Source organism: Pseudomonas sp. PDM17 (assembly GCF_014851985.1).
Classification (GTDB): Bacteria; Pseudomonadota; Gammaproteobacteria; order Pseudomonadales; family Pseudomonadaceae; genus Pseudomonas.
The window spans coordinates 959,615-979,965 of sequence record NZ_JACVAT010000002.1; the positions used below are offsets into that span (position 1 = coordinate 959,615).

The 20,351-nt window shown below is 64.2% G+C and carries 17 protein-coding genes; 15 read left to right on the top strand and 2 right to left on the bottom strand.

The features are described 5' to 3' along the window. The first annotated feature begins 100 nt into the window (after positions 1-100). The 14 genes from IB256_RS10110 (at position 101) to nuoN (ending at position 15,915) form a co-directional block, all read left to right on the top strand. A complete protein-coding gene (locus IB256_RS10110) occupies positions 101-601 on the top strand; it encodes a DUF4442 domain-containing protein (RefSeq protein ID WP_192296193.1) in 501 nt (166 codons plus the stop codon). A gap of 441 nt (positions 602-1,042) precedes the next feature. Further along, entirely contained in the window at positions 1,043-1,456 is a 414-nt protein-coding gene (locus tag IB256_RS10115) for an NADH-quinone oxidoreductase subunit A (RefSeq protein ID WP_017517108.1), read from the top strand. A gap of 10 nt (positions 1,457-1,466) precedes the next feature. Continuing rightward, positions 1,467-2,144 (top strand): NuoB/complex I 20 kDa subunit family protein, encoded by a 678-nt coding sequence (locus IB256_RS10120; protein WP_045214755.1) that lies wholly within the window; start codon positions 1,467-1,469, stop codon positions 2,142-2,144. A 59-nt stretch (positions 2,145-2,203) separates the two neighbouring features. After that, positions 2,204-3,985 carry an NADH-quinone oxidoreductase subunit C/D gene (gene nuoC, locus IB256_RS10125; protein ID WP_081520488.1) on the top strand — a complete coding sequence of 594 codons (1,782 nt, stop codon included), beginning with the start codon at positions 2,204-2,206 and terminating at the stop codon, positions 3,983-3,985. Beyond that, positions 3,982-4,482, top strand: coding sequence for an NADH-quinone oxidoreductase subunit NuoE (gene nuoE, locus IB256_RS10130; protein WP_169887231.1), 501 nt, complete (start codon positions 3,982-3,984; stop codon positions 4,480-4,482). The genes nuoC and nuoE overlap by 4 nt, the downstream gene beginning before the upstream one ends. Next, the gene (gene nuoF, locus IB256_RS10135; protein WP_081520490.1) at positions 4,479-5,828 is read left to right on the top strand and encodes an NADH-quinone oxidoreductase subunit NuoF; all 1,350 of its coding nucleotides are present in this window, start codon (positions 4,479-4,481) and stop codon (positions 5,826-5,828) included. Before nuoE ends, nuoF begins: the two co-directional genes overlap by 4 nt. 128 nt (positions 5,829-5,956) lie before the next feature. Continuing rightward, the gene (gene nuoG, locus IB256_RS10140) at positions 5,957-8,671 is read left to right on the top strand and encodes an NADH-quinone oxidoreductase subunit NuoG (protein WP_192402406.1); all 2,715 of its coding nucleotides are present in this window, start codon (positions 5,957-5,959) and stop codon (positions 8,669-8,671) included. Then, complete coding sequence (gene nuoH / locus IB256_RS10145; RefSeq protein ID WP_192296195.1) at positions 8,668-9,657, top strand: NADH-quinone oxidoreductase subunit NuoH; 990 nt, start codon at positions 8,668-8,670, stop codon at positions 9,655-9,657. Before nuoG ends, nuoH begins: the two co-directional genes overlap by 4 nt. Positions 9,658-9,668: 11 nt before the next feature. Then, a complete protein-coding gene (nuoI, locus tag IB256_RS10150) occupies positions 9,669-10,217 on the top strand; it encodes an NADH-quinone oxidoreductase subunit NuoI (RefSeq protein WP_192296196.1) in 549 nt (182 codons plus the stop codon). 11 nt (positions 10,218-10,228) lie between these two features. Then, positions 10,229-10,729 carry an NADH-quinone oxidoreductase subunit J gene (nuoJ, locus tag IB256_RS10155; RefSeq protein ID WP_017517115.1) on the top strand — a complete coding sequence of 167 codons (501 nt, stop codon included), beginning with the start codon at positions 10,229-10,231 and terminating at the stop codon, positions 10,727-10,729. 4 nt (positions 10,730-10,733) lie between these two features. Further along, a complete protein-coding gene (gene nuoK, locus IB256_RS10160) occupies positions 10,734-11,042 on the top strand; it encodes an NADH-quinone oxidoreductase subunit NuoK (RefSeq protein WP_017517116.1) in 309 nt (102 codons plus the stop codon). After that, complete coding sequence (gene nuoL / locus IB256_RS10165) at positions 11,039-12,886, top strand: NADH-quinone oxidoreductase subunit L (protein WP_192296197.1); 1,848 nt, start codon at positions 11,039-11,041, stop codon at positions 12,884-12,886. Before nuoK ends, nuoL begins: the two co-directional genes overlap by 4 nt. A 28-nt stretch (positions 12,887-12,914) precedes the next feature. Then, on the top strand, positions 12,915-14,444 hold the full coding sequence (nuoM, locus tag IB256_RS10170) for an NADH-quinone oxidoreductase subunit M (RefSeq protein ID WP_192296198.1): 1,530 nt from the start codon (positions 12,915-12,917) through the stop codon (positions 14,442-14,444). A 7-nt stretch (positions 14,445-14,451) separates the two neighbouring features. After that, entirely contained in the window at positions 14,452-15,915 is a 1,464-nt protein-coding gene (gene nuoN, locus IB256_RS10175) for an NADH-quinone oxidoreductase subunit NuoN (RefSeq protein WP_081520495.1), read from the top strand. A 100-nt stretch (positions 15,916-16,015) separates the two neighbouring features. Here nuoN and IB256_RS10180 read toward each other — a convergent pair whose 3' ends face one another. Both IB256_RS10180 and IB256_RS10185 read right to left on the bottom strand, forming a co-directional pair. Further along, the gene (locus IB256_RS10180) at positions 16,016-17,083 is read right to left on the bottom strand and encodes an AI-2E family transporter (RefSeq protein WP_192296199.1); all 1,068 of its coding nucleotides are present in this window, start codon (positions 17,081-17,083) and stop codon (positions 16,016-16,018) included. Between the two features lie 92 nt (positions 17,084-17,175). Beyond that, positions 17,176-18,495, bottom strand: a complete 1,320-nt coding sequence (locus tag IB256_RS10185; RefSeq protein ID WP_192296200.1) for a Na+/H+ antiporter family protein — start codon at positions 18,493-18,495, stop codon at positions 17,176-17,178. A gap of 295 nt (positions 18,496-18,790) precedes the next feature. Between IB256_RS10185 and IB256_RS10190 the strand changes: the two genes are divergently transcribed. Continuing rightward, the coding region (locus IB256_RS10190; protein ID WP_192402408.1) for a methyl-accepting chemotaxis protein at positions 18,791-20,351 on the top strand (1,561 nt) is incomplete at its 3' end.

Here is a 20,351-nt window from a genome sequence, read left to right on the forward strand (position 1 = left end):
CTTGGCCGAACCGCCAGCCAGCCCCTCCCCGCCCGCCAAGGGCAGAATCGCTTCGACGTGCCAGCCTCGGGCTTCCTTTATATGAACGGAACGCCTTTCTATGAACGGTACGCCCAAGCGCAACCGCCTCGCCCTCGCCGCCCTCCTCATCCAGCGCCTACCCAGCCGCCTCCACGAGCCACTGCTGAGTCGCCTGTTCTGCTCCCAGGTGCGCTTTGCCGGAACCGCCGGCGTACGCATCCAGAGGCTCTCCAATGATGAAGTGAGAATGAGCCTGGCCAACCATCGTCGCGCCCGCAATCACATTGGCGGCTTACATGCCGCAGCCATGGCGCTGCTGGCCGAGTCCGCCAGCGGCTGCATGGTCGGCATGAACCTGCCCGATCACAAGCTGCCGCTGATCAAGACCCTCAAGGTCGACTACCTGCGCCGGGCCACCGGCAGCCTGCGCGCCATCGCCACGCTGACGCCGGAACAGCGCCGCGCAATGCAGGACGATGATCGCGGCGAGGCGCTGGTGCAGGTGACCCTTCTGGACGATTCGGGGGCCGAACCGGTGCGCTGCGAGATGCGCTGGGCGTGGATTCGGAAGGGAAATTGAACCACCCGGATGCGGGGGCGACCAACGAGTTCACAGAGCGATAATTCGAAGTCACATACCAGGCGAAATAAAAGCCGCGCCGCTTATATGTAGTAAAGTTACGGATATACGACACTGCAAATGATAATACTTATCATTTATAGCCTGCCGATTTATTGCGGCCAAATACCTCGAAAGTACTATTCGACCAAAGCCGAAGTGCCGTCACACTAGGCATCCAGAGCCGCGCAAACAGGGCGCTACGGGAAATGCAAAAGCCTTTTGCCCGAAATAGAAGCATCTGTTTGTGTTGGAAAAATTTACTTGCTGAAGGCTTTGGGCATAAAATTGGAAAGATGACCTGAACCCTTAGCTCACTATCCTTGAGTTGTCGGGTTCGCAGTAGTCGGGCGTTGCGCCCGGAACCCAAGACAATCGTTATTTGTAGGAAGGAGTATCGGCATGCCCAATCCAGCTGAACTTGCAGCTCAACACTGGGGACTCGCCGCCTTCCTTTTAGGAGTGCTGGGCCTGCTCGCCTTCATGCTAGGGGTTTCCAGCCTTCTTGGCAGTAAGGCATTTGGTCGCAGCAAGAACGAACCGTTCGAATCGGGGATCGTTCCTACCGGCAGCGCCCGCCTGCGTCTGTCGGCAAAATTCTATCTGGTCGCGATGCTCTTCGTGATCTTCGACGTCGAAGCCCTCTTCCTCTTCGCCTGGTCCGTGTCCGTCCGTGAAAGCGGTTGGGCAGGTCTGATCGAGGCAACCATTTTCATAGCAATTCTGTTGGCAGGTCTTGTCTACCTGTGGCGTATCGGCGCGCTCGATTGGGCACCGGCGGCACGTCGCGCACGGCAGGCGAAGCTAAAACAATGAGGCTTTGGCGATGCAATACAAACTTACCCGGATCGATCCGGATGCGCCCAATGATCAATACCCGATCGGCGAACGCGAAACGGTAGAAGACCCGCTCATCGAAGGGCAGGTCCACAAGAACATCTTCATGGGCAAGCTCGAGGATGTTCTCAACGGTGCGGTGAACTGGGGGCGCAAGAATTCCCTGTGGCCGTACAACTTCGGGCTGTCCTGCTGCTACGTGGAGATGACCACGGCGTTCACCGCGCCGCACGACATCGCCCGTTTCGGCGCCGAAGTGATCCGTGCATCGCCACGCCAGGCTGACTTCATGGTCATCGCCGGCACCTGCTTCATCAAGATGGCTCCGGTCATCCAGCGCCTGTACGAGCAGATGCTGGAACCCAAGTGGGTGATCTCGATGGGGTCGTGCGCCAACTCCGGCGGCATGTACGACATCTACTCGGTCGTTCAGGGGGTCGACAAGTTCCTCCCCGTGGACGTGTACATCCCCGGCTGCCCGCCCCGTCCGGAGGCGTTCCTGCAAGGCCTGATGCTGCTGCAGGAATCCATCGGCCAGGAGCGTCGTCCGTTGTCCTGGGTTGTAGGCGATCAAGGCGTCTATCGCGCCGACATGCCTGCCCAGAAGGATCTCAAGCGCGAACAGCGCATTGCGGTCACCAACCTGCGCAGCCCCGACGAAGTGTGATCCGGCCCTCCACGAGAGGCCCGTTTTCACTCCACCGTTGACCGAGTGACTTAAAGACTATGAATGCAGACTCCGCTCTGTACATCCCGCCTTACAAGGCAGACGACCAAGATATCGTCGTCGAACTGAATTCCCGCTTTGGCGCCGAGACCTTCACCGTCCAGGCCACCCGCACCGGCATGCCGGTGCTCTGGGTTGCCCGTGAGCGCCTGATCGACGTCCTCACCTTCCTGCGCAATGTGCCCAAGCCGTACGTCATGCTCTATGACCTGCACGGTGTCGACGAGCGCCTGCGTACCCACCGTCGCGGCCTGCCGGGCGCCGACTTCAGCGTGTTCTACCACCTGATGTCGCTGGAGCGTAATAGTGACGTGATGATCAAGGTGGCCTTGTCCGAAGGCGACCTCAACGTGCCCACCGCCACCCGTATCTGGCCGAACGCCAACTGGTACGAGCGTGAGGTCTGGGACATGTACGGGATCACCTTCAATGGTCACCCGCACCTGACCCGCATGCTGATGCCGCCGACCTGGGAAGGTCACCCGCTGCGCAAGGATTACCCGGCGCGCGCCACCGAGTTCGACCCTTACGCGCTGTCCGCCGCCAAGCAGGACCTCGAGCAGGAAGCCCTGCGCTTCAAGCCCGAAGACTGGGGCATGAAGCGCCACGGCGAGAACGAGGACTTCATGTTCCTCAACCTCGGCCCGAACCACCCGTCCGCGCACGGTGCGTTCCGCATCATCCTGCAGCTGGACGGTGAAGAGATCCTCGATTGCGTTCCGGAGATCGGCTACCACCACCGTGGCGCCGAGAAGATGGCCGAGCGTCAGTCCTGGCACAGCTTCATTCCGTACACCGACCGTATCGACTACCTCGGCGGCGTGATGAACAACCTGCCGTACGTGCTCTCGGTCGAGAAGCTCGCCGGCATCAAGGTGCCGCAGCGCGTCGACGTCATCCGCATCATGATGTCGGAGTTCTTCCGCATCCTGAACCACCTCCTCTACCTGGGTACCTACATCCAGGACGTGGGTGCGATGACCCCGGTGTTCTTCACCTTCACCGACCGCCAGCGCGCCTACAAGGTGGTCGAAGCCATCACCGGCTTCCGCCTGCACCCGGCCTGGTACCGAATCGGCGGCGTCGCCCACGACCTGCCGCGCGGCTGGGACAAGCTGGTTCGCGAGTTCCTCGACTGGATGCCCAAGCGTCTGGACGAGTACGAAACCGCCGCCCTGAAAAACAGCATCCTGCGTGGCCGTACCATCGGCGTTGCCGCGTACAACACCAAGGAAGCGCTGGAATGGGGCACCACCGGTGCCGGCCTGCGCGCCACCGGCTGTGATTTCGACCTGCGTAAAGCCCGCCCCTACTCCGGCTACGAGAACTTCGAGTTCGAAGTACCGCTGGCGGCCAACGGCGACGCCTACGACCGCTGCATGGTCAAGATGGGTGAGATGCGCCAGAGCCTGCGCATCATCGAGCAGTGCCTGAAGAACATGCCCGAAGGCCCGTACAAGGCCGACCACCCGCTGACCACGCCGCCGCCCAAAGAGCGCACGCTGCAGCACATCGAAACCCTGATCACCCACTTCCTGCAGGTTTCCTGGGGCCCGGTCATGCCGGCCAACGAAGCCTTCCAGATGGTGGAAGCGACCAAGGGCATCAACAGCTACTACCTGACGAGCGATGGCAGCACCATGAGCTACCGGACCCGCATCCGGACGCCCAGCTTCCCGCACCTGCAGCAGATTCCGTCGGTGATCAACGGCAGCATGATCGCTGACCTGATCGCCTATCTGGGCAGTATCGACTTCGTTATGGCCGACGTGGACCGCTGATCATGAGTACCCTTATCCAGACTGATCGTTTCGAACTCAGCGAAACCGAGCGCTCGGCCATCGAGCACGAAATGCATCACTACGAGGACTCCCGCGCGGCGTCCATCGAAGCCCTGAAGATCGTCCAGAAGCAGCGCGGCTGGGTGCCGGACGGCGCCATTCCGGCCATCGCCGACATCCTCGGCATACCGGACAGCGACGTCGAAGGCGTGGCTACCTTCTATAGCCAGATCTTCCGCCAGCCGGTCGGCCGCCACATCATCCGCGTCTGCGACAGCATGGTCTGCTACATCGGCGGCCACGAGTCCGTGGTTGGCGAGATCCAGAAGCAGTTGGGCATCGGCCTCGGCCAGACCACCGCCGACGGCCGCTTCACCCTGCTGCCGGTGTGCTGCCTGGGCAACTGCGACAAGGCCCCGGCGATGATGATCGACGACGACACCTTCGGCGACCTGCGTCCCGACGGCGTCGCCAAACTGCTGGAGGCCTACGCATGAGTCGCCTCACCTCCTACGGCACGCCCAACCGCACTGCGCGCGCGGCCGAAACCCATCCGCTGACCTGGCGCCTGCGTGACGACGGCGCCCCGGTCTGGCTGGAGGAGTACCAGTCGAAGAACGGCTACGCTGCCGCGCGCAAGGCGCTGGCGCAGATGGCCACCGACGACATCGTCCAGACCGTCAAGGACTCCGGCCTCAAGGGCCGCGGTGGTGCGGGCTTCCCCACCGGCGTGAAGTGGGGCCTGATGCCCAAGGACGAATCCCTCAACATCCGCTACCTGCTGTGCAACGCGGACGAGATGGAGCCCAACACCTGGAAGGACCGCATGCTCATGGAGCAGCTGCCGCACCTGCTGGTGGAAGGCATGCTGATCTCCGCGCGCGCCCTCAAGGCCTATCGCGGCTACATCTTCCTGCGCGGTGAGTACGTCGACGCCGCCCGCAACCTGAACCGCGCCATCGATGAAGCCAAGGCCGCCGGCCTGCTGGGCAAGAACATCCTCGGCAGCGGCTTCGATTTCGAGCTGTTCGTGCACACCGGTGCCGGCCGCTACATCTGTGGCGAAGAGACCGCGCTGATCAACTCGCTGGAAGGGCGCCGCGCCAACCCGCGCTCCAAGCCGCCCTTCCCCGCCGCCGTCGGCGTCTGGGGCAAGCCGACCTGCGTGAACAACGTCGAGACCCTGTGCAACGTGCCGGCGATCGTCGAGCACGGCGTCGACTGGTACAAGGGCCTCGCCCGTCCGGGCAGCGAAGACATGGGCACCAAGCTCATGGGCTTCTCCGGCAAGGTGAAGAACCCCGGCATCTGGGAACTGCCCTTCGGCCTTCCTGCCCGCGAGCTGTTCGAGGACTACGCCGGCGGCATGCGCGATGGCTACAAGCTCAAGGCCTGGCAGCCGGGCGGCGCCGGTACCGGCTTCCTCCTGCCGGAACACCTGGACGCCCTGTTCTACGCCGGCGGCGTCGCCAAGGTTGGCACTCGTATGGGTACCGGCCTGGCCATGGCAGTGGACGACAGCGTCAACATGGTTTCCCTGCTGCGCAACATGGAAGAGTTCTTCGCCCGCGAATCCTGCGGCTGGTGCACTCCGTGCCGCGACGGCCTGCCGTGGAGCGTGAAGGTCCTGCGCGCGCTGGAGAAAGGCGAAGGCGCCCAGGGCGACCTGGAGACCCTCGAGCAGCTCGTCAACTTCCTCGGTCCAGGCAAGACCTTCTGTGCCCACGCACCGGGTGCCGTCGAGCCGCTGGGCAGCGCACTGAAGTATTTCCGTCCCGAGTTCGAAGCGGGCATTTCCCGCCAGGCTCAGGCCGTACAAGCACCGCAGACCGTCGGCGCTTGATGCTTTGATCGCCGGGCGCTGCGCCCGGCGTTGTTTCGTTGTAGTGCCGCGGCGTGCCGCCGGCCCGATGAAACCGTGATTTCTATTAGCCACGCCCGCTGACAACGGGCCAACGAAGACTTAGACCCATGGCCACGATCCACGTAGACGGCAAGACGTTAGAAGTCGACGGAGCGGACAACCTGTTGCAGGCCTGCCTCTCCCTCGGTCTCGACATCCCCTACTTCTGCTGGCACCCGGCGCTCGGTAGCGTCGGCGCCTGCCGCCAGTGTGCGGTCAAGCAGTACACCGACGAGAACGACACCCGCGGTCGCATCGTCATGTCCTGCATGACTCCCGCCACCGACAACACCTGGATTTCCATCGAAGACGAAGAATCCAAGGCATTCCGTGCCAGCGTCGTCGAATGGCTGATGACCAACCACCCGCACGACTGCCCGGTCTGCGAGGAAGGCGGTCACTGCCACCTGCAGGACATGACGGTGATGACCGGCCACAACCAGCGCCGGTACCGCTTCACCAAGCGCACCCACCAGAACCAGGAGCTCGGCCCGTTCATCGCCCATGAGATGAACCGCTGCATCGCCTGCTACCGCTGCGTCCGCTACTACAAGGACTACGCTGGCGGCACCGACCTGGGCGTCTATGGCGCGCACGACAACGTCTACTTCGGCCGTATCGAAGACGGTGTGCTCGAGAGCGAATTCTCCGGCAACCTGACCGAGGTCTGCCCGACCGGCGTGTTCACCGACAAGACCCACTCCGAGCGCTACAACCGCAAGTGGGACATGCAGTTCGCCCCGAGCATCTGCCATGGCTGCTCCAGCGGCTGCAACATCAGCCCCGGCGAGCGTTACGGTGAAATCCGCCGCATCGAGAACCGCTACAACGGCTCGGTGAACCACTACTTCCTGTGCGACCGCGGCCGCTTCGGCTACGGCTACGTCAACCGCGAAGACCGCCCGCGTCAGCCGCAGCTGATGCTGAGCAAGCAGAAGCTCTCGCTGGACGGCGCCCTGGACCAGACCGCAGCGCTGCTCAAGGGCCGCAAGGTCATCGGCATCGGTTCGCCGCGCGCCAGCCTGGAAAGCAACTACGCCCTGTCCGCACTGGTCGGCGCGCAAAACTTCTACAGCGGCATCTCCGCTGACGAGCTGCAACGCCTGCAGCTGGTCCTGAAGGTGATGCAGGACGGCCCGCTGCCGGTGCCGACCATCCGTGACATCGAAGACCACGATGCGGTATTCGTGCTCGGCGAAGACCTGACCCAGACCGCTGCCCGTATCGCCCTGGCCCTGCGTCAGTCGGTCAAGGGCAAGGGCGAGGACATGGCCGCCGCGATGAAGATCCAGCCGTGGCTCGATGCCGCGGTGAAGACCATCGCCCAGCATGAGATGAACCCACTGTTCATCGCCAGCCTGGATGAAACCCGTCTCGACGACGTTGCCGCCGAGTGCGTGCACGCCGCTACCGAAGACCTGGCGCGCCTGGGCTTCGCCGTGGCACACGCGATCGACTCAAGTGCTCCGGCCGTCGCCGACCTTGACCCCGAAGCCGCCGCCCTCGCCCAGCGCATCGCTGATGCCCTGGTCGCCGCCAAGCGTCCGCTGGTCGTCTCCGGCACCTCGCTGGGCAGCAACGCCCTGATCGAAGCCGCGGCGAACATCGCCAGTGCGCTGAAGAACCGCGAGAAGAACGGCTCCCTGAGCCTGGTGGTCCCGGAAGCCAACAGCCTGGGCCTCGCCCTCTTCGGTGGTAACTCCGTCGAAGCCGCCCTGGAACAGCTGACCTCCGGTGCCGCCGATGCCGTGGTGATCCTGGAGAACGACCTGTACCGCCGCGCCGACGCTGCCGCCGTCGACGCCGCACTGGCCGCCGCGAAGATCGTCGTCGTCGCCGATCACCAGCAGACCGCCACCAGCGCCAAGGCCACCGTCCTGCTGCCGGCCGCCAGCTTCGCCGAAGGCGATGGCACCCTGGTCAGCCAGGAAGGCCGCGCCCAGCGCTTCTTCCAGGTCTACGATCCAACCTACTACAACGCCGACAACCTGGTCCGCGAAGGCTGGCGCTGGCTGCATGCCCTGCACAGCACCCTCGAAGGCAAGCGTGTCGACTGGACCCAGCTGGACCACGTGATCGACGCCGTCGTCGCCGCCAAGCCGCAACTGGCCGGTATCCGCGACGCCGCGCCGAACGCCGCGTTCCGCATCAAGGGCCTGAAGCTGGCGCGTGAACCGCACCGCTACTCCGGCCGTACCGCCATGCGCGCCAACATCAATGTCAGCGAGCCGCGTCAGCCGCAGGACATCGACTCCGCGTTCGCCTTCTCCATGGAAGGCTACGCCGGCAGCGCCGAATCGCGTCAGCAGATTCCATTCGCCTGGTCCCCGGGCTGGAACTCCCCGCAAGCCTGGAACAAGTTCCAGGACGAAGTCGGTGGTCATCTGCGCGCCGGCGATCCGGGCGTGCGCCTGATCGAGGCCAAGGGCGAGGCCCTGTGGTTCAGCGAGATTCCGGCGCCGTTCCACACCGCCGCCAGCCAGTTCAAGGTGGTGCCGTTCTATCACCTGTTCGGCAGTGAGGAGAACTCCTCGAAAGCCACCCCGGTGCAGGAGCGCATCCCGCAGACCTACGTCACCCTGGCCAAGGCCGAGGCTGACCGTCTGGGCGTCAACGAAGGCGCGATCATCCGCCTGACCGTCAAGGGCCAGGAACTGCGCCTGCCGCTGCGTGTGAGCGAAGAGCTCGGCGCCGGCCTGGTCGCCCTGCCGATCGGTCTGCAAGGCATTCCCGCCGGGGTCATCGGCGCCGTCGCTGAAGGTCTGCAGGAGGCTGCGCAATGAGTTGGCTGACACCTGCCATCGTCGACATCCTGATCGAGGTCATCAAGGCCATCGTCATCCTGCTCGCCGTGGTCGTCTGCGGCGCGCTGCTCAGCTGGGTCGAGCGTCGTCTGCTCGGCCTCTGGCAGGACCGCTACGGTCCGAACCGGGTCGGCCCCTTCGGTGCCTTCCAGCTCGGCGCCGACATGCTGAAGATGTTCTTCAAGGAAGACTGGACCCCGCCGTTCGCCGACAAGATGATCTTCACCCTCGCGCCCATGATCGCCATGGGTGCGCTGCTGGTGGCCTTCGCTGTCATCCCGATCACCCCGACCTGGGGCGTGGCGGACCTGAACATCGGCATCCTGTTCTTCTTCGCCATGGCCGGCCTGACTGTGTACGCGGTGCTCTTCGCCGGCTGGTCGAGCAACAACAAGTTCGCCCTCCTCGGCAGTCTGCGCGCCTCGGCCCAGACCATCTCCTACGAGGTGTTCCTGGCCCTGTCGCTGATGGGCATCGTGGCCCAGGTCGGCTCGTTCAGCCTGCGCGACATCGTCGATTACCAGGCCGAGCACGTGTGGTTCATCATCCCGCAGTTCTTCGGTTTCATGACCTTCTTCGTCGCCGGCGTCGCCGTGACTCACCGTCACCCGTTCGACCAGCCCGAAGCCGAGCAGGAACTGGCCGATGGTTACCACATCGAGTACGCCGGCATGAAATGGGGCATGTTCTTCGTCGGCGAGTACATCGGCATCGTGCTGGTGTCCGCGCTGCTGGCGACCCTGTTCTTCGGCGGCTGGCACGGTCCCTTTGGCATCCTGCCGCAGATCCCGTTCTTCTGGTTCGCCCTGAAAACCGGCTTCTTCATCATGATGTTCATTTTGCTGCGGGCTTCCATCCCACGCCCGCGCTATGACCAGGTGATGGCCTTCAGCTGGAAGTTCTGCCTCCCGCTGACCCTGATCAACCTGCTGGTGACCGGCGCTGTCGTGCTGGCCAGCCAGTAAGGAGTAGGACCATGATCAAGTACATTTTCGACGTGGTGCACGGCACCTACACCCAGCTGCGCAGCCTGGTGATGATCTTCGGTCACGCCTTCCGCAAGCGTGACACCCTGCAGTACCCGGAAGAGCCCGTGTACCTGCCGCCGCGTTACCGCGGCCGCATCGTGCTCACCCGTGATCCCGACGGCGAGGAGCGCTGCGTTGCGTGCAACCTGTGCGCCGTAGCCTGCCCGGTCGGCTGCATCGCCCTGCAGAAAGCAGAAGCCGAAGACGGTCGCTGGTACCCCGAGTTCTTCCGCATCAACTTCTCCCGCTGCATCTTCTGCGGCCTGTGCGAAGAAGCCTGCCCGACCACCGCGATCCAGCTGACTCCGGATTTCGAGATGGGCGAGTTCAAGCGCCAGGACCTGGTGTACGAGAAGGAAGACCTGCTGATCTCCGGCCCCGGCAAGAACCCGGATTACAACTTCTACCGCGTTGCCGGCATGGCCATCGCCGGCAAGCCGAAAGGCGCCGCGCAGAACGAGGCCGAACCGATCAACGTCAAGAGCCTGCTGCCGTAAGGAGACGTCGCGTGGAATTCGCTTTCTACTTCGCCGCCGGCGTCGCCGTGCTGGCAACCTTCCGGGTCATCACCAACAGCAACCCGGTGCATGCCCTGCTCTACCTCATCATCTCGCTGCTCGCGGTTTCGATGACCTTCTTCAGCCTCGGCGCCCCGTTCGCCGGCGCCCTGGAAATCATCGTCTACGCCGGCGCGATCATGGTGCTGTTCGTCTTCGTGGTCATGATGCTCAACCTCGGCCCGGCGATTGCCGAGCAGGAGCGCAAGTGGCTCAAGCCCGGCGTCTGGATCGGCCCCGGCGCCCTGGCTGCCGTGCTGCTGGTCGAACTGCTGTGGATGCTCTCGCGCACTCCGAGCGGCATCGGCATCGGCCACACCACCGTGGACGCCAAGGCCGTGGGCATCAGCCTGTTCGGCCCGTACCTGCTGGTCGTCGAACTGGCCTCGATGCTGCTGCTGGCGGCACTGGTCGCCGCCTACCACCTCGGCCGCCACGAAGCGAAGGACTAACACCATGAATGCAATCCCTCTCGAACACGGACTGGCGCTCGCCGGTGTGCTGTTCTGCTTCGGCCTGGTGGGCCTGATGGTACGACGCAACATCCTGTTCGTACTGATGAGCCTGGAAGTGATGATGAACGCCGCCGCTCTGGCCTTCGTGGTCGGTGGTGCCCGCTGGGGCCAGCCTGACGGCCAGGTGATGTTCATCCTGGTGCTCAGCCTGGCTGCGGCCGAGGCCAGCATTGGCCTGGCGATCCTGCTCCAGCTGTATCGCCGCTTCCATACCCTCGATATCGACGCTGCCAGCGAGATGCGCGGATGAACCTGCTGCCCCTTACTTTCCTGTTCCCCCTGGTCGGCTTCCTGCTGCTCTCGTTCTCCCGTGGCAAGTGGTCGGAAAATCTCTCGGCACTGGTGGGTGTCGGCTCCGTGGGCCTCGCGGCCCTCTCCGCCTTCTGGGCGATCTGGAGCTTCCACAGCAACCCGCCCGAAGGTGGCGCCTACAGCCTGGTGCTGTGGCAATGGATGAGCGTTGGCGACTTCAAGACCAACTTCACTCTGTACCTGGACGGCCTGTCGGTCACCATGCTCGGCGTGGTCACCGGCGTCGGCTTCCTGATCCACCTGTTCGCCTCCTGGTACATGCGCGGTGAAACCGGCTACTCGCGTTTCTTCGCGTACACCAACCTGTTCATCGCCAGCATGCTGTTCCTGGTGCTGGGCGATAACCTGCTGTTCATGTACTTCGGCTGGGAAGGTGTGGGCCTCTGCTCCTACCTGCTGATCGGTTTCTATTACAACCACGTACCCAACGGCAACGCAGCGCTGAAGGCCTTCATCGTGACCCGCGTGGGTGACGTGTTCTTCGCCATCGGCATGTTCATCCTGTTCCAGCACCTGGGCACGCTGAACATCCAGGAGTTGCTGGTCCTGGCTCCGCAGCACTTCGCCAAGGGCGACCTGTGGATCACCCTGGCAACCTTGATGCTGCTCGGCGGCGCCGTCGGCAAATCTGCCCAGCTGCCGCTGCAGACCTGGCTGGCGGACGCGATGGCCGGCCCGACTCCGGTTTCCGCACTGATCCACGCCGCCACCATGGTAACCGCGGGCGTCTACCTGATCGCCCGTTGCCACGGCCTGTTCGAGCTGGCTCCGAACGTCCTGGAACTGGTTGGCGTCATCGGTGCAGTGACCCTGGTCCTGGCCGGCTTCGCCGCCCTGGTGCAAACCGACATCAAGCGTATCCTCGCCTACTCGACCATGAGCCAGATCGGCTACATGTTCCTGGCCCTGGGCGTTGGCGCCTGGGGTGGCGCGATCTTCCACCTGATGACCCACGCCTTCTTCAAGGCCCTGCTGTTCCTTGCTTCGGGTGCGGTGATCGTCGCCTGCCACCACGAGCAGAACATCTTCAAGATGGGTGGTCTGTGGAAGAAACTGCCGCTGGCCTACGCGAGCTTCGTGGTCGGTGGTGCCGCCCTGTCTGCCCTGCCCTTCCTGACCGCCGGCTTCTACTCCAAGGACGAGATCCTCTGGGAAGCCTTCGCCAGCGGTCACCAGAACCTGCTGATCGCAGGGCTCGTCGGTGCGTTCATGACCTCGCTGTACACCTTCCGCCTGATCTTCATCGCCTTCCACGGCGAAGCGAAGACCGAAGCGCACGCCGGCCATGGCGTCAGCCACTGGCTGCCGCTGGGTGTCCTGATCGTGCTCTCCACCTTCATCGGCGCGCTGATCACTCCGCCGCTGGCCGGCGTCCTGCCGGAAAGCGCCGGTCATGCCGGTGGTGAAGCCAAGCACAGCCTGGAAATCGCCTCGGGCGCCATCGCCATCGCCGGTATCCTGCTGGCGGGCCTGCTGTTCCTCGGCAAGCGCCGCTTCGTCACTGCCGTCGCCCAGAGCGCACCGGGCCGCTTCTTCGGTACCTGGTGGCTGCATGCCTGGGGCTTCGATTGGCTGTACGACAAGCTGTTCGTGAAACCCTATCTGCTGATCTGCCGCCTGCTGGCCGCGGACCCGATCGACAAGACCCTGGTCCTGGTCCCGCTCACCGCCCGTGGTGGTCACAAACTCCTCAGCCTCACCGAGAACGGCCGCCTGCGTTGGTACGCCGCTTCCCTGGTGGGTGGCGCCGCGCTGCTCCTCGGCGCGCTGCTGCTGGCTTAATGAATTCACGAAAGAGATTGAGCCCGACATGATTCTGCCCTGGCTAATCCTGATCCCCTTCATCGGCGGCTTCCTTTGCTGGATCGCCGAGTACACCAGCAAGACCCTGCCCCGCTGGGTCGCCCTGGGATCGATGGTCCTCACCCTGGCGCTGAGCCTGTGGGTGTGGCACACCGGTGACTTCCAGCTCGCCCCGGCACCCGGTGGCGAGCCGCAATGGACCCTGCAATTCCAGGTACCCTGGATCTCGCGCTTCGGCATCAGCGTGCACCTGGCAATGGACGGTCTGTCCCTGCTGATGGTCGCTCTGACCGGCCTGCTCGGCGTGCTGTCCGTCCTCTGCTCGTGGAACGAGATCCAGCGTCGCATCGGCTTCTTCCACCTGAACCTGCTGTGGATCCTGGGCGGTGTGATCGGCGTGTTCCTCGCCGTCGACCTGTTCCTGTTCTTCTTCTTCTGGGAAATGATGCTGGTGCCGATGTATTTCCTCATCGCACTCTGGGGTCATAGCTCGGACGACGGCAAGAAGACCCGCATCTACGCCGCCACCAAGTTCTTCATCTTCACCCAGGCCAGCGGCCTGGTGATGCTGGTGGCGATCCTGGGCCTGGTGTTCGTGCACTACAACAGCACCGGCGTGCTGACCTTCAACTACGCCGACCTGCTGAAGACCCAGCTGCCGCCGCACACCGAATGGCTGCTGATGCTCGGCTTCTTCGTCGCCTTCGCGGTGAAGATGCCGGTCGTGCCGGTGCACTCCTGGCTGCCGGACGCCCACGCCCAGGCGCCGACCGCCGGTTCCGTGGACCTGGCCGGCATCCTGCTGAAGACCGCCGCCTACGGCCTGATCCGCTTCGCCCTGCCGCTGTTCCCCAACGCCTCGGCCGAGTTCGCTCCGATTGCCATGACCCTGGGTCTGATCGGCATTTTCTACGGCGCCTTCCTGTCGTTCGCACAGACCGACATCAAGCGCCTGGTGGCGTACTCCTCCGTGTCGCACATGGGCTTCGTGATGATCGGCATCTACTCCGGCAGCCCCCAGGCGCTGCAGGGTGTCGTCGTGCAGATGATCGCCCACGGCCTCTCCGCTGCCGCGCTGTTCATCCTGTGTGGCCAGCTGTACGAGCGCCTGCACACCCGTGACATGCGCAAGATGGGCGGCCTGTGGTCGCGCATTCCGTACCTGCCAGCCGTGGCCCTGTTCTTCGCCACCGCGTCGCTGGGCCTGCCGGGCACCGGCAACTTCGTCGGCGAATTCCTGATCCTGCTGGGCAGCTTCAAGGTCGTTCCGGTGATCACCGTGATTGCCACCTTCGGCTTGGTGTTCGGCTCGGTCTACTCGCTGATCATGATCCACCGCGCCTACTTCGGCCCGGCCAAGTCCGACACCACCATCGCTGGTCTGAACTTCCGCGAGCTCTCCATGGTGCTCGGCCTGGCGGTGCTGCTGATCGTGCTCGGCGTCTACCCGCAGCCGGTCCTCGACACCTCCGCGGCAACCATGCACGGCGTCCAGCAATGGCTGGGTGCCGCCCTCTCCACTCTGGCAGCACGGTAAGCGCGAAATGACCTTCACGATTCAACACTTCATCGCGCTTCTGCCACTGCTCATCACCAGCGCCACCCTGGTGGTGGTGATGCTCGCGGTAGCCTGGAAGCGTAACCACTCGATGGCCGCCACCCTCTCGGTGATCGGTCTGAACCTGGCCCTGCTGTCGATCATCCCGGTGCTGAAAGTCACCCCGATCGAAGTCACCCCGCTCATGGTGGTCGACAACTTCGCCTGCTTCTACATGGCCCTGATCCTGATCGGCGCCCTGGCCTGCACTACCCTCGCCCACGCCTACATGGAAAGCTTCCCGGGCAACCGCGAGGAACTGTACCTGCTGCTCCTGCTCTCCACCGCAGGCGGCCTGGTACTGGTCAGCGCGCAGAACCTGGCCGGCCTGTTCATCGGTCTGGAGCTGCTGTCGGTGCCGGTCTACGGCATGGTGGCCTACGCCTTCTTCAACAAGCGCACCCTGGAAGCGGGCATCAAGTACACCGTACTGTCCGCCGCCGGCTCCGCGTTCCTGCTGTTCGGCATGGCCCTGCTCTACGCCGAGTCCGGCAACCTGGGCTTCTCCGCCATCGGCGCGTCGCTGGCCGAAGGCACCAGCCACGGCCCGCTGCTGGCCATCGGCGTCGGCATGATGGTCGTCGGCCTGGGCTTCAAGCTGTCCCTGGCGCCGTTCCACCTGTGGACCCCGGACGTCTACGAAGGCGCCCCGGCTCCGGTCGCCACCTTCCTGGCGACCACCGCCAAGGTCGCCGTGTTCGCCGTGCTGCTGCGCCTGTTCCAGATCGCTCCGGCGGCCCTGAACAACGGCCTGCTGCATGACGCCATCGCGGTCATCGCTGTCGCCTCGATCCTGATCGGTAACCTGCTGGCGCTGACCCAGAGCAACATCAAGCGCCTGCTCGGCTACTCGTCCATCGCCCACTTCGGCTACCTGCTGATCGCCCTGGTGGCGAGCAAGGGTCTGGCCGTGGAAGCGGTCGGCGTCTACCTGACCACCTATGTCGTCACTACCCTGGGCGCCTTCGGCGTGGTCACCCTGATGTCCACCCCGTACAGCGGCCGCGACGCCGACGCGCTGTTCGAGTACCGCGGCCTGTTCTGGCGCCGTCCGGTGCTGACGGCGGTAATGACCGTGATGATGCTGTCCCTGGCCGGCATCCCGCTAACCGCCGGCTTCATCGGCAAGTTCTACATCGTCGCCACCGGTGTCGAGTCCCAGCACTGGTGGCTGGTCGGCGCCCTGGTACTGGGCAGCGCCATCGGCCTGTTCTACTACCTGCGTGTCATGGTGACCATGTTCCTGGTCGAGCCGAACATGAAGCGCCACGACGCGCCCCTGGACTGGGCCCAGCGCGCCGGCGGCATCATGCTGGTAGCCATCGCCCTGCTCGCCTTCTTCCTCGGCGTCTACCCGCAACCGCTGCTGGACATCCTCCAGCACAGCGGCCTGGTAGCCATCGCCGGCTAAGGTCGACAGGCAACAAAAAACCCCGCTTCGGCGGGGTTTTTCATTCGGCTGATTTATTGCCGTGAGGCGTTGCGGCTTTTCGTAGGATGGGTGCTCTGCCCTACTCTGCCGGCTTGGCTGCTTCGCCTTCACGACCGGTGAACAGGTCCCAGGAGGCCATGAACAGCGCGGCGATCAGCGGGCCGATGACGAAGCCATTGAGACCGAACAGCGACATGCCGCCGAGGGTGGAGATCAGCACCACGTAGTCGGGCATCTTGGTGTCCTTGCCCACCAGGATCGGGCGCAGGATGTTGTCCACCAGGCCGATCACCACCACGCAGAACAGCGTCAGCACAACGCCCTGCCAGATCGCCCCGGTGAGCAGGAAGTAAGCCGCCACCGGGACCCAGATCAGCCCCGCGCCAATTGCCGGGAGCAGCGAGAGGAAGGCCATCAGCGTGCCCCAGAGCAGCGAGCCCTGGATGCCGAGGAACCAGAAGATCAGCCCGCCCAGCGCGCCCTGGGTCGCAGCCACGGCGATGTTGCCCTTCACCGTGGCGCGGATCACCGTGGTGAACTTGGCGAACAGGTGTTGCTTGTGCTCCCCGCTCAGCGGTACCGCCTGCTTGATCCGCTTGCCCAGGGTCGGGCCGTCGCGCAGCAGGAAGAACAGCAGGTACAGCATGATGCCGAAGCTGATGACGAACTCGAAGGTGTTCTGGCCGATGCTGAAGGCCTTGGTGGCCACCAGCTGGCTGGCCTGCATCGCGCCCGCCGAGAGCTTTTCCTGCAGGCTGGAGAGGTCCGCCAGATCAAAGCGCTCCAGCAACTGGTGCGCCCAGCCCGGCAGCGCGGCGACCGCCTGCTGGTAGTAGGCGATGAAGTTCAGCTCACCGGACTTCAACCGCTGGTAGACGGTCGCCCCCTCCTGCACCAGCGCTCCGGCGATGAAAGTTACCGGCAGGATCACGATCAGGAAGCACACCGCCAGGGAGATCAGCGCGGCAAGGTTGTTGCGCCCGTTGAGTTTGACTCGCAGGCGGCGCTGCAGCGGGGCGAAGATGATCGCCAGGATGGTGCCCCAGAAAACCGCCCCGTAGAACGGCAGCAGGATCCAGCCGAAGGCGAGCGTCACCACCAGCAACAGGGCGAGGAACGTCCGGTATTCCAGTTTCGATTCGAACATGAGCGGGTCCATGGAGGGATAAACCTGCTCATTAGTCAGCAGTTGCACCGCCAAGTGCAACTTTCAGCGCGCGTTCCGTGCGCGCGAGCGCTCTAGAGCACCATTGCGGCCACCCAGCCGAATACCAGCAGCGGCAGGTTGTAGTGCAGGAAGGTGGGCACCACGGTGTCCCAGATGTGGTTGTGCTGGCCGTCCACGTTCAGGCCCGAGGTCGGGCCGAGGGTGGAGTCCGACGCCGGCGAGCCCGCATCGCCCAACGCGCCCGCAGTCCCCACGATGCTGACGATGGCCAGCGGGCTGAAGCCCAGGTGCACCGCCAGCGGCACGAAGATCGCGGCAATGATCGGCACCGTGGAGAACGACGAGCCGATGCCCATGGTCACCAACAGGCCCACCAGCAGCATCATGAAGGCGCCCAGCGCCTTGCTGCTGCCGATCCAGCCGGCGGCGCTGTCCACCAGGCTGGAGACCTGCCCAGTGGCGGTCATCACCGCAGCGAAACCCTGGGCGGCGATCATGATGAAGCCGATCATGGCCATCATCTTCATGCCTTCGGTGAACAGGTCGTCCGCTTCCTTCCAGCGCACCACGCCGGACAGCGAGAACACCAGAAAGCCCACCAGCGCGCCGAGGATCATCGAATCCAGCAGCAGTTGCACGGCAAAGGCCGCCGCGACCGCGACGCCCGCCACCACCAGGCTCATCCTGCTGTACGGCGTATCGACCCGCTCGGCCTGCTCGATACGTTCGAGGTCGTAGTCACGCTTGCGCCGGTAGCTGAAGAGCACCGCGATCAGCAGGCCGCAAACCATGCCCAGCGCCGGAATCAGCATGGCATGGGTAACGTTGATGCCCTGCACGTCGACGCCCGCGCGGGCCACGTTGGCCAGCAGAATCTGGTTCAGGAAGATGTTGCCGAAACCCACCGGCAGAAACATGTAGGGGGTGATCAGGCCGAAGGTGATGACGCAGGCAATCAGCCGGCGGTCGATCTGCAGGCGCGTCAGCACATAGAGCAGCGGTGGCACCAGCAGAGGGATGAAGGCGATGTGGATCGGCAGGATATTCTGCGAGGAGATCGCCACCACCAGCAGCAGGCCGACCATCATCCACTTGAAGCCATTGGAGCCATTCGCCTCGTGGCGGCCGAGCATCGCCAGGGCGCGATCGGCCAGCGCGTGCGCCATTCCGGAGCGTGCGATGGCCACGGCAAAGGCGCCGAGCATGGCGTAGGACAGCGCCACCGTCGCACCGGCGCCCAGGCCTTCGTTGAACGCCTTGAGCGTGCCGTCCATGCCCAGGCCGCCCAGCAAACCACCGGCCACCGCGCCGGCGATCAATGCGACCACCACATGCACGCGACACAGGCTCAGCACCAGCATCAGGCCAATGGCGATCAGCACCGCATTCATCTTCACCACCCCTCTCACGGATTGCCCCACCTGTGCGCGGGCAAAAAAGGCGCGCACTCTGCCAAACCCCTGGCGGGGTGTCAAAACCTGTGTCGAATCAGGACGTTTCCGAAATCAACTGGGCGGGATTTTCACCGTAGTGCGCACGTTTTTTGCCTTAAAGTCGCCGCCCGTCGTAACGGCACGCCAGAATCGCCTGTTTTCCGGCGTTTCGCCCCGTCACGGGTCAAGAAGATGCGGGAAAGGCCGATATATCGGGCATCCCAGGGCTTAGTTCAAACAAGGATTCCCCTCCATGCTGCTGCGCCGTCTCTCCATCCAGTGGAAGATCACGTTGCTTGCCGGGCTGTGTCTGCTCGGCGTCGTCTCGCTGCTCTCCGGCCTGTCCGTCTACCGCACGCAAACCAGCACCGCGCTGGTCAAGCAATCGAGCACCGAAATGCTCGATGAGGCGGCCAAGGCCCGCCTGCAATCGCGCGGCGAAGTCCAGGCCATGCGTATCCAGCGCTACATCATGGATGCCTACCAGTACGGCAAGGGCTTCTCGCGGCAGGTACTGTTCCTGCGCGACCAGGCGCAGAAGCGCTTCCTTGACGCCTATGACCTGCGCGAAGACCTGACCCGCCAGGTGAAGACCGCGCTGGAAGGCAACCCGGAGCTGCTGGGCCTCTATGTCGCCTTCGAACCCGATGCGCTGGACGGCAAGGACAAGCTCTTCGCCGGCCAGGGCGAGCTGGGCAGTAACGACGCTGGACGCTTCTCCATCTACTGGTCGCAGGCCACCCCGGGCCATCTGGAATCCGAAGCCATGGCCGAGTCGCTGCTGCAGGACACCAGCCCCGGCCCGAGCGGCAGCGCCTACAACGCCTGGTTCACCTGCCCCAAGACCACCGGCCAGCCCTGCGTACTTGACCCGTACTTCGACGACGTCGGCAACAAGCGCATGCTGATGACCAGCATCGCCTTCCCGCTGGAACTGGACGGCAAGGTCATCGGCGTCATGGGCCTGGACATCAGCATGGAGAAGCTGCAGGAAATCAGCGTCGAGGGCAGCCAGGAGCTGTACGACGGCCAAGGTCGCGTCAGCATCGTCAGCGCCGCTGGCCTGCTCGCCGGGCACAGCGCGGATGCCTCCAAACTGAGCAAGAACCTCAAGGAGGTCTACCCCAACCAGGGCGCCGACCTGCTGCAGGCCATCGCCGCCAACCATGAGCAGGTGTTCCGCCAGGACGACCAGCTGCGCGTGGTCGAGCCGCTGCAACCGATCCCCGGCTCCAAGCCCTGGGGCGTGCTGCTGGAAGTCCCGCAGAACGTCCTGCTCGGCCCGGCCATCGAGTTGCAGAACGAACTGGACAACCAGCGCGTGCAAGGCACCGTCTCGCAACTCGGCTTCGGCCTGGTTGCCATCCTGATCGGCCTGTTCGCCATGTGGCTCACCGCCCGCGGCGTGACCCGGCCGATCCTCAACGTCGCCGCCATGCTGCGCAACATTGCCAGCGGCGAAGGCGACCTGACCAAACGCCTGGACTACAGCGGCAAGGACGAGCTGGGTGAACTGGCCGGCTGGTTCAACCGCTTCCTCGACAAGCTGCAGCCGATCATCCGCGACGTGAAGTCCTCGGTGCAGGACGCCCGCGCCACTGCCGACCAGTCCTCGGAAATCGCCAGCCAGACCAGCGCCGGCATGCAGCAGCAGTTCCGCGAAGTCGACCAGGTCGCCACAGCCTCGCAGGAAATGAGCGCCACCGCCCATGACGTCGCCAACAGCGCCGCCATGGCCGCCGATGCCGCCCGTGGCGCCGACGGCGCGACCCGCGATGGCCTCAGCGTGATCGACAACACCACCCGCCTGATCG

What these genes read in the sequence shown, in the direction of transcription:
- nuoG (WP_192402406.1), top strand. Translation starts at nt 5,957, where the DNA reads ATGGCCACGATCCACGTAGACGGCAAGACGTTAGAAGTCGACGGAGCG.
- IB256_RS10115 (WP_017517108.1), top strand. Translation starts at nt 1,043, where the DNA reads ATGCCCAATCCAGCTGAACTTGCAGCTCAACACTGGGGACTCGCCGCC.
- nuoF (WP_081520490.1), top strand. Translation starts at nt 4,479, where the DNA reads ATGAGTCGCCTCACCTCCTACGGCACGCCCAACCGCACTGCGCGCGCG.
- IB256_RS10180 (WP_192296199.1), bottom strand. Translation starts at nt 17,083, where the DNA reads ATGTTCGAATCGAAACTGGAATACCGGACGTTCCTCGCCCTGTTGCTG.
- IB256_RS10110 (WP_192296193.1), top strand. Translation starts at nt 101, where the DNA reads ATGAACGGTACGCCCAAGCGCAACCGCCTCGCCCTCGCCGCCCTCCTC.
- nuoM (WP_192296198.1), top strand. Translation starts at nt 12,915, where the DNA reads ATGATTCTGCCCTGGCTAATCCTGATCCCCTTCATCGGCGGCTTCCTT.
- nuoI (WP_192296196.1), top strand. Translation starts at nt 9,669, where the DNA reads ATGATCAAGTACATTTTCGACGTGGTGCACGGCACCTACACCCAGCTG.
- nuoN (WP_081520495.1), top strand. Translation starts at nt 14,452, where the DNA reads ATGACCTTCACGATTCAACACTTCATCGCGCTTCTGCCACTGCTCATC.
- IB256_RS10185 (WP_192296200.1), bottom strand. Translation starts at nt 18,495, where the DNA reads ATGAATGCGGTGCTGATCGCCATTGGCCTGATGCTGGTGCTGAGCCTG.
- IB256_RS10120 (WP_045214755.1), top strand. Translation starts at nt 1,467, where the DNA reads ATGCAATACAAACTTACCCGGATCGATCCGGATGCGCCCAATGATCAA.
- nuoH (WP_192296195.1), top strand. Translation starts at nt 8,668, where the DNA reads ATGAGTTGGCTGACACCTGCCATCGTCGACATCCTGATCGAGGTCATC.
- nuoC (WP_081520488.1), top strand. Translation starts at nt 2,204, where the DNA reads ATGAATGCAGACTCCGCTCTGTACATCCCGCCTTACAAGGCAGACGAC.
- nuoL (WP_192296197.1), top strand. Translation starts at nt 11,039, where the DNA reads ATGAACCTGCTGCCCCTTACTTTCCTGTTCCCCCTGGTCGGCTTCCTG.
- nuoK (WP_017517116.1), top strand. Translation starts at nt 10,734, where the DNA reads ATGAATGCAATCCCTCTCGAACACGGACTGGCGCTCGCCGGTGTGCTG.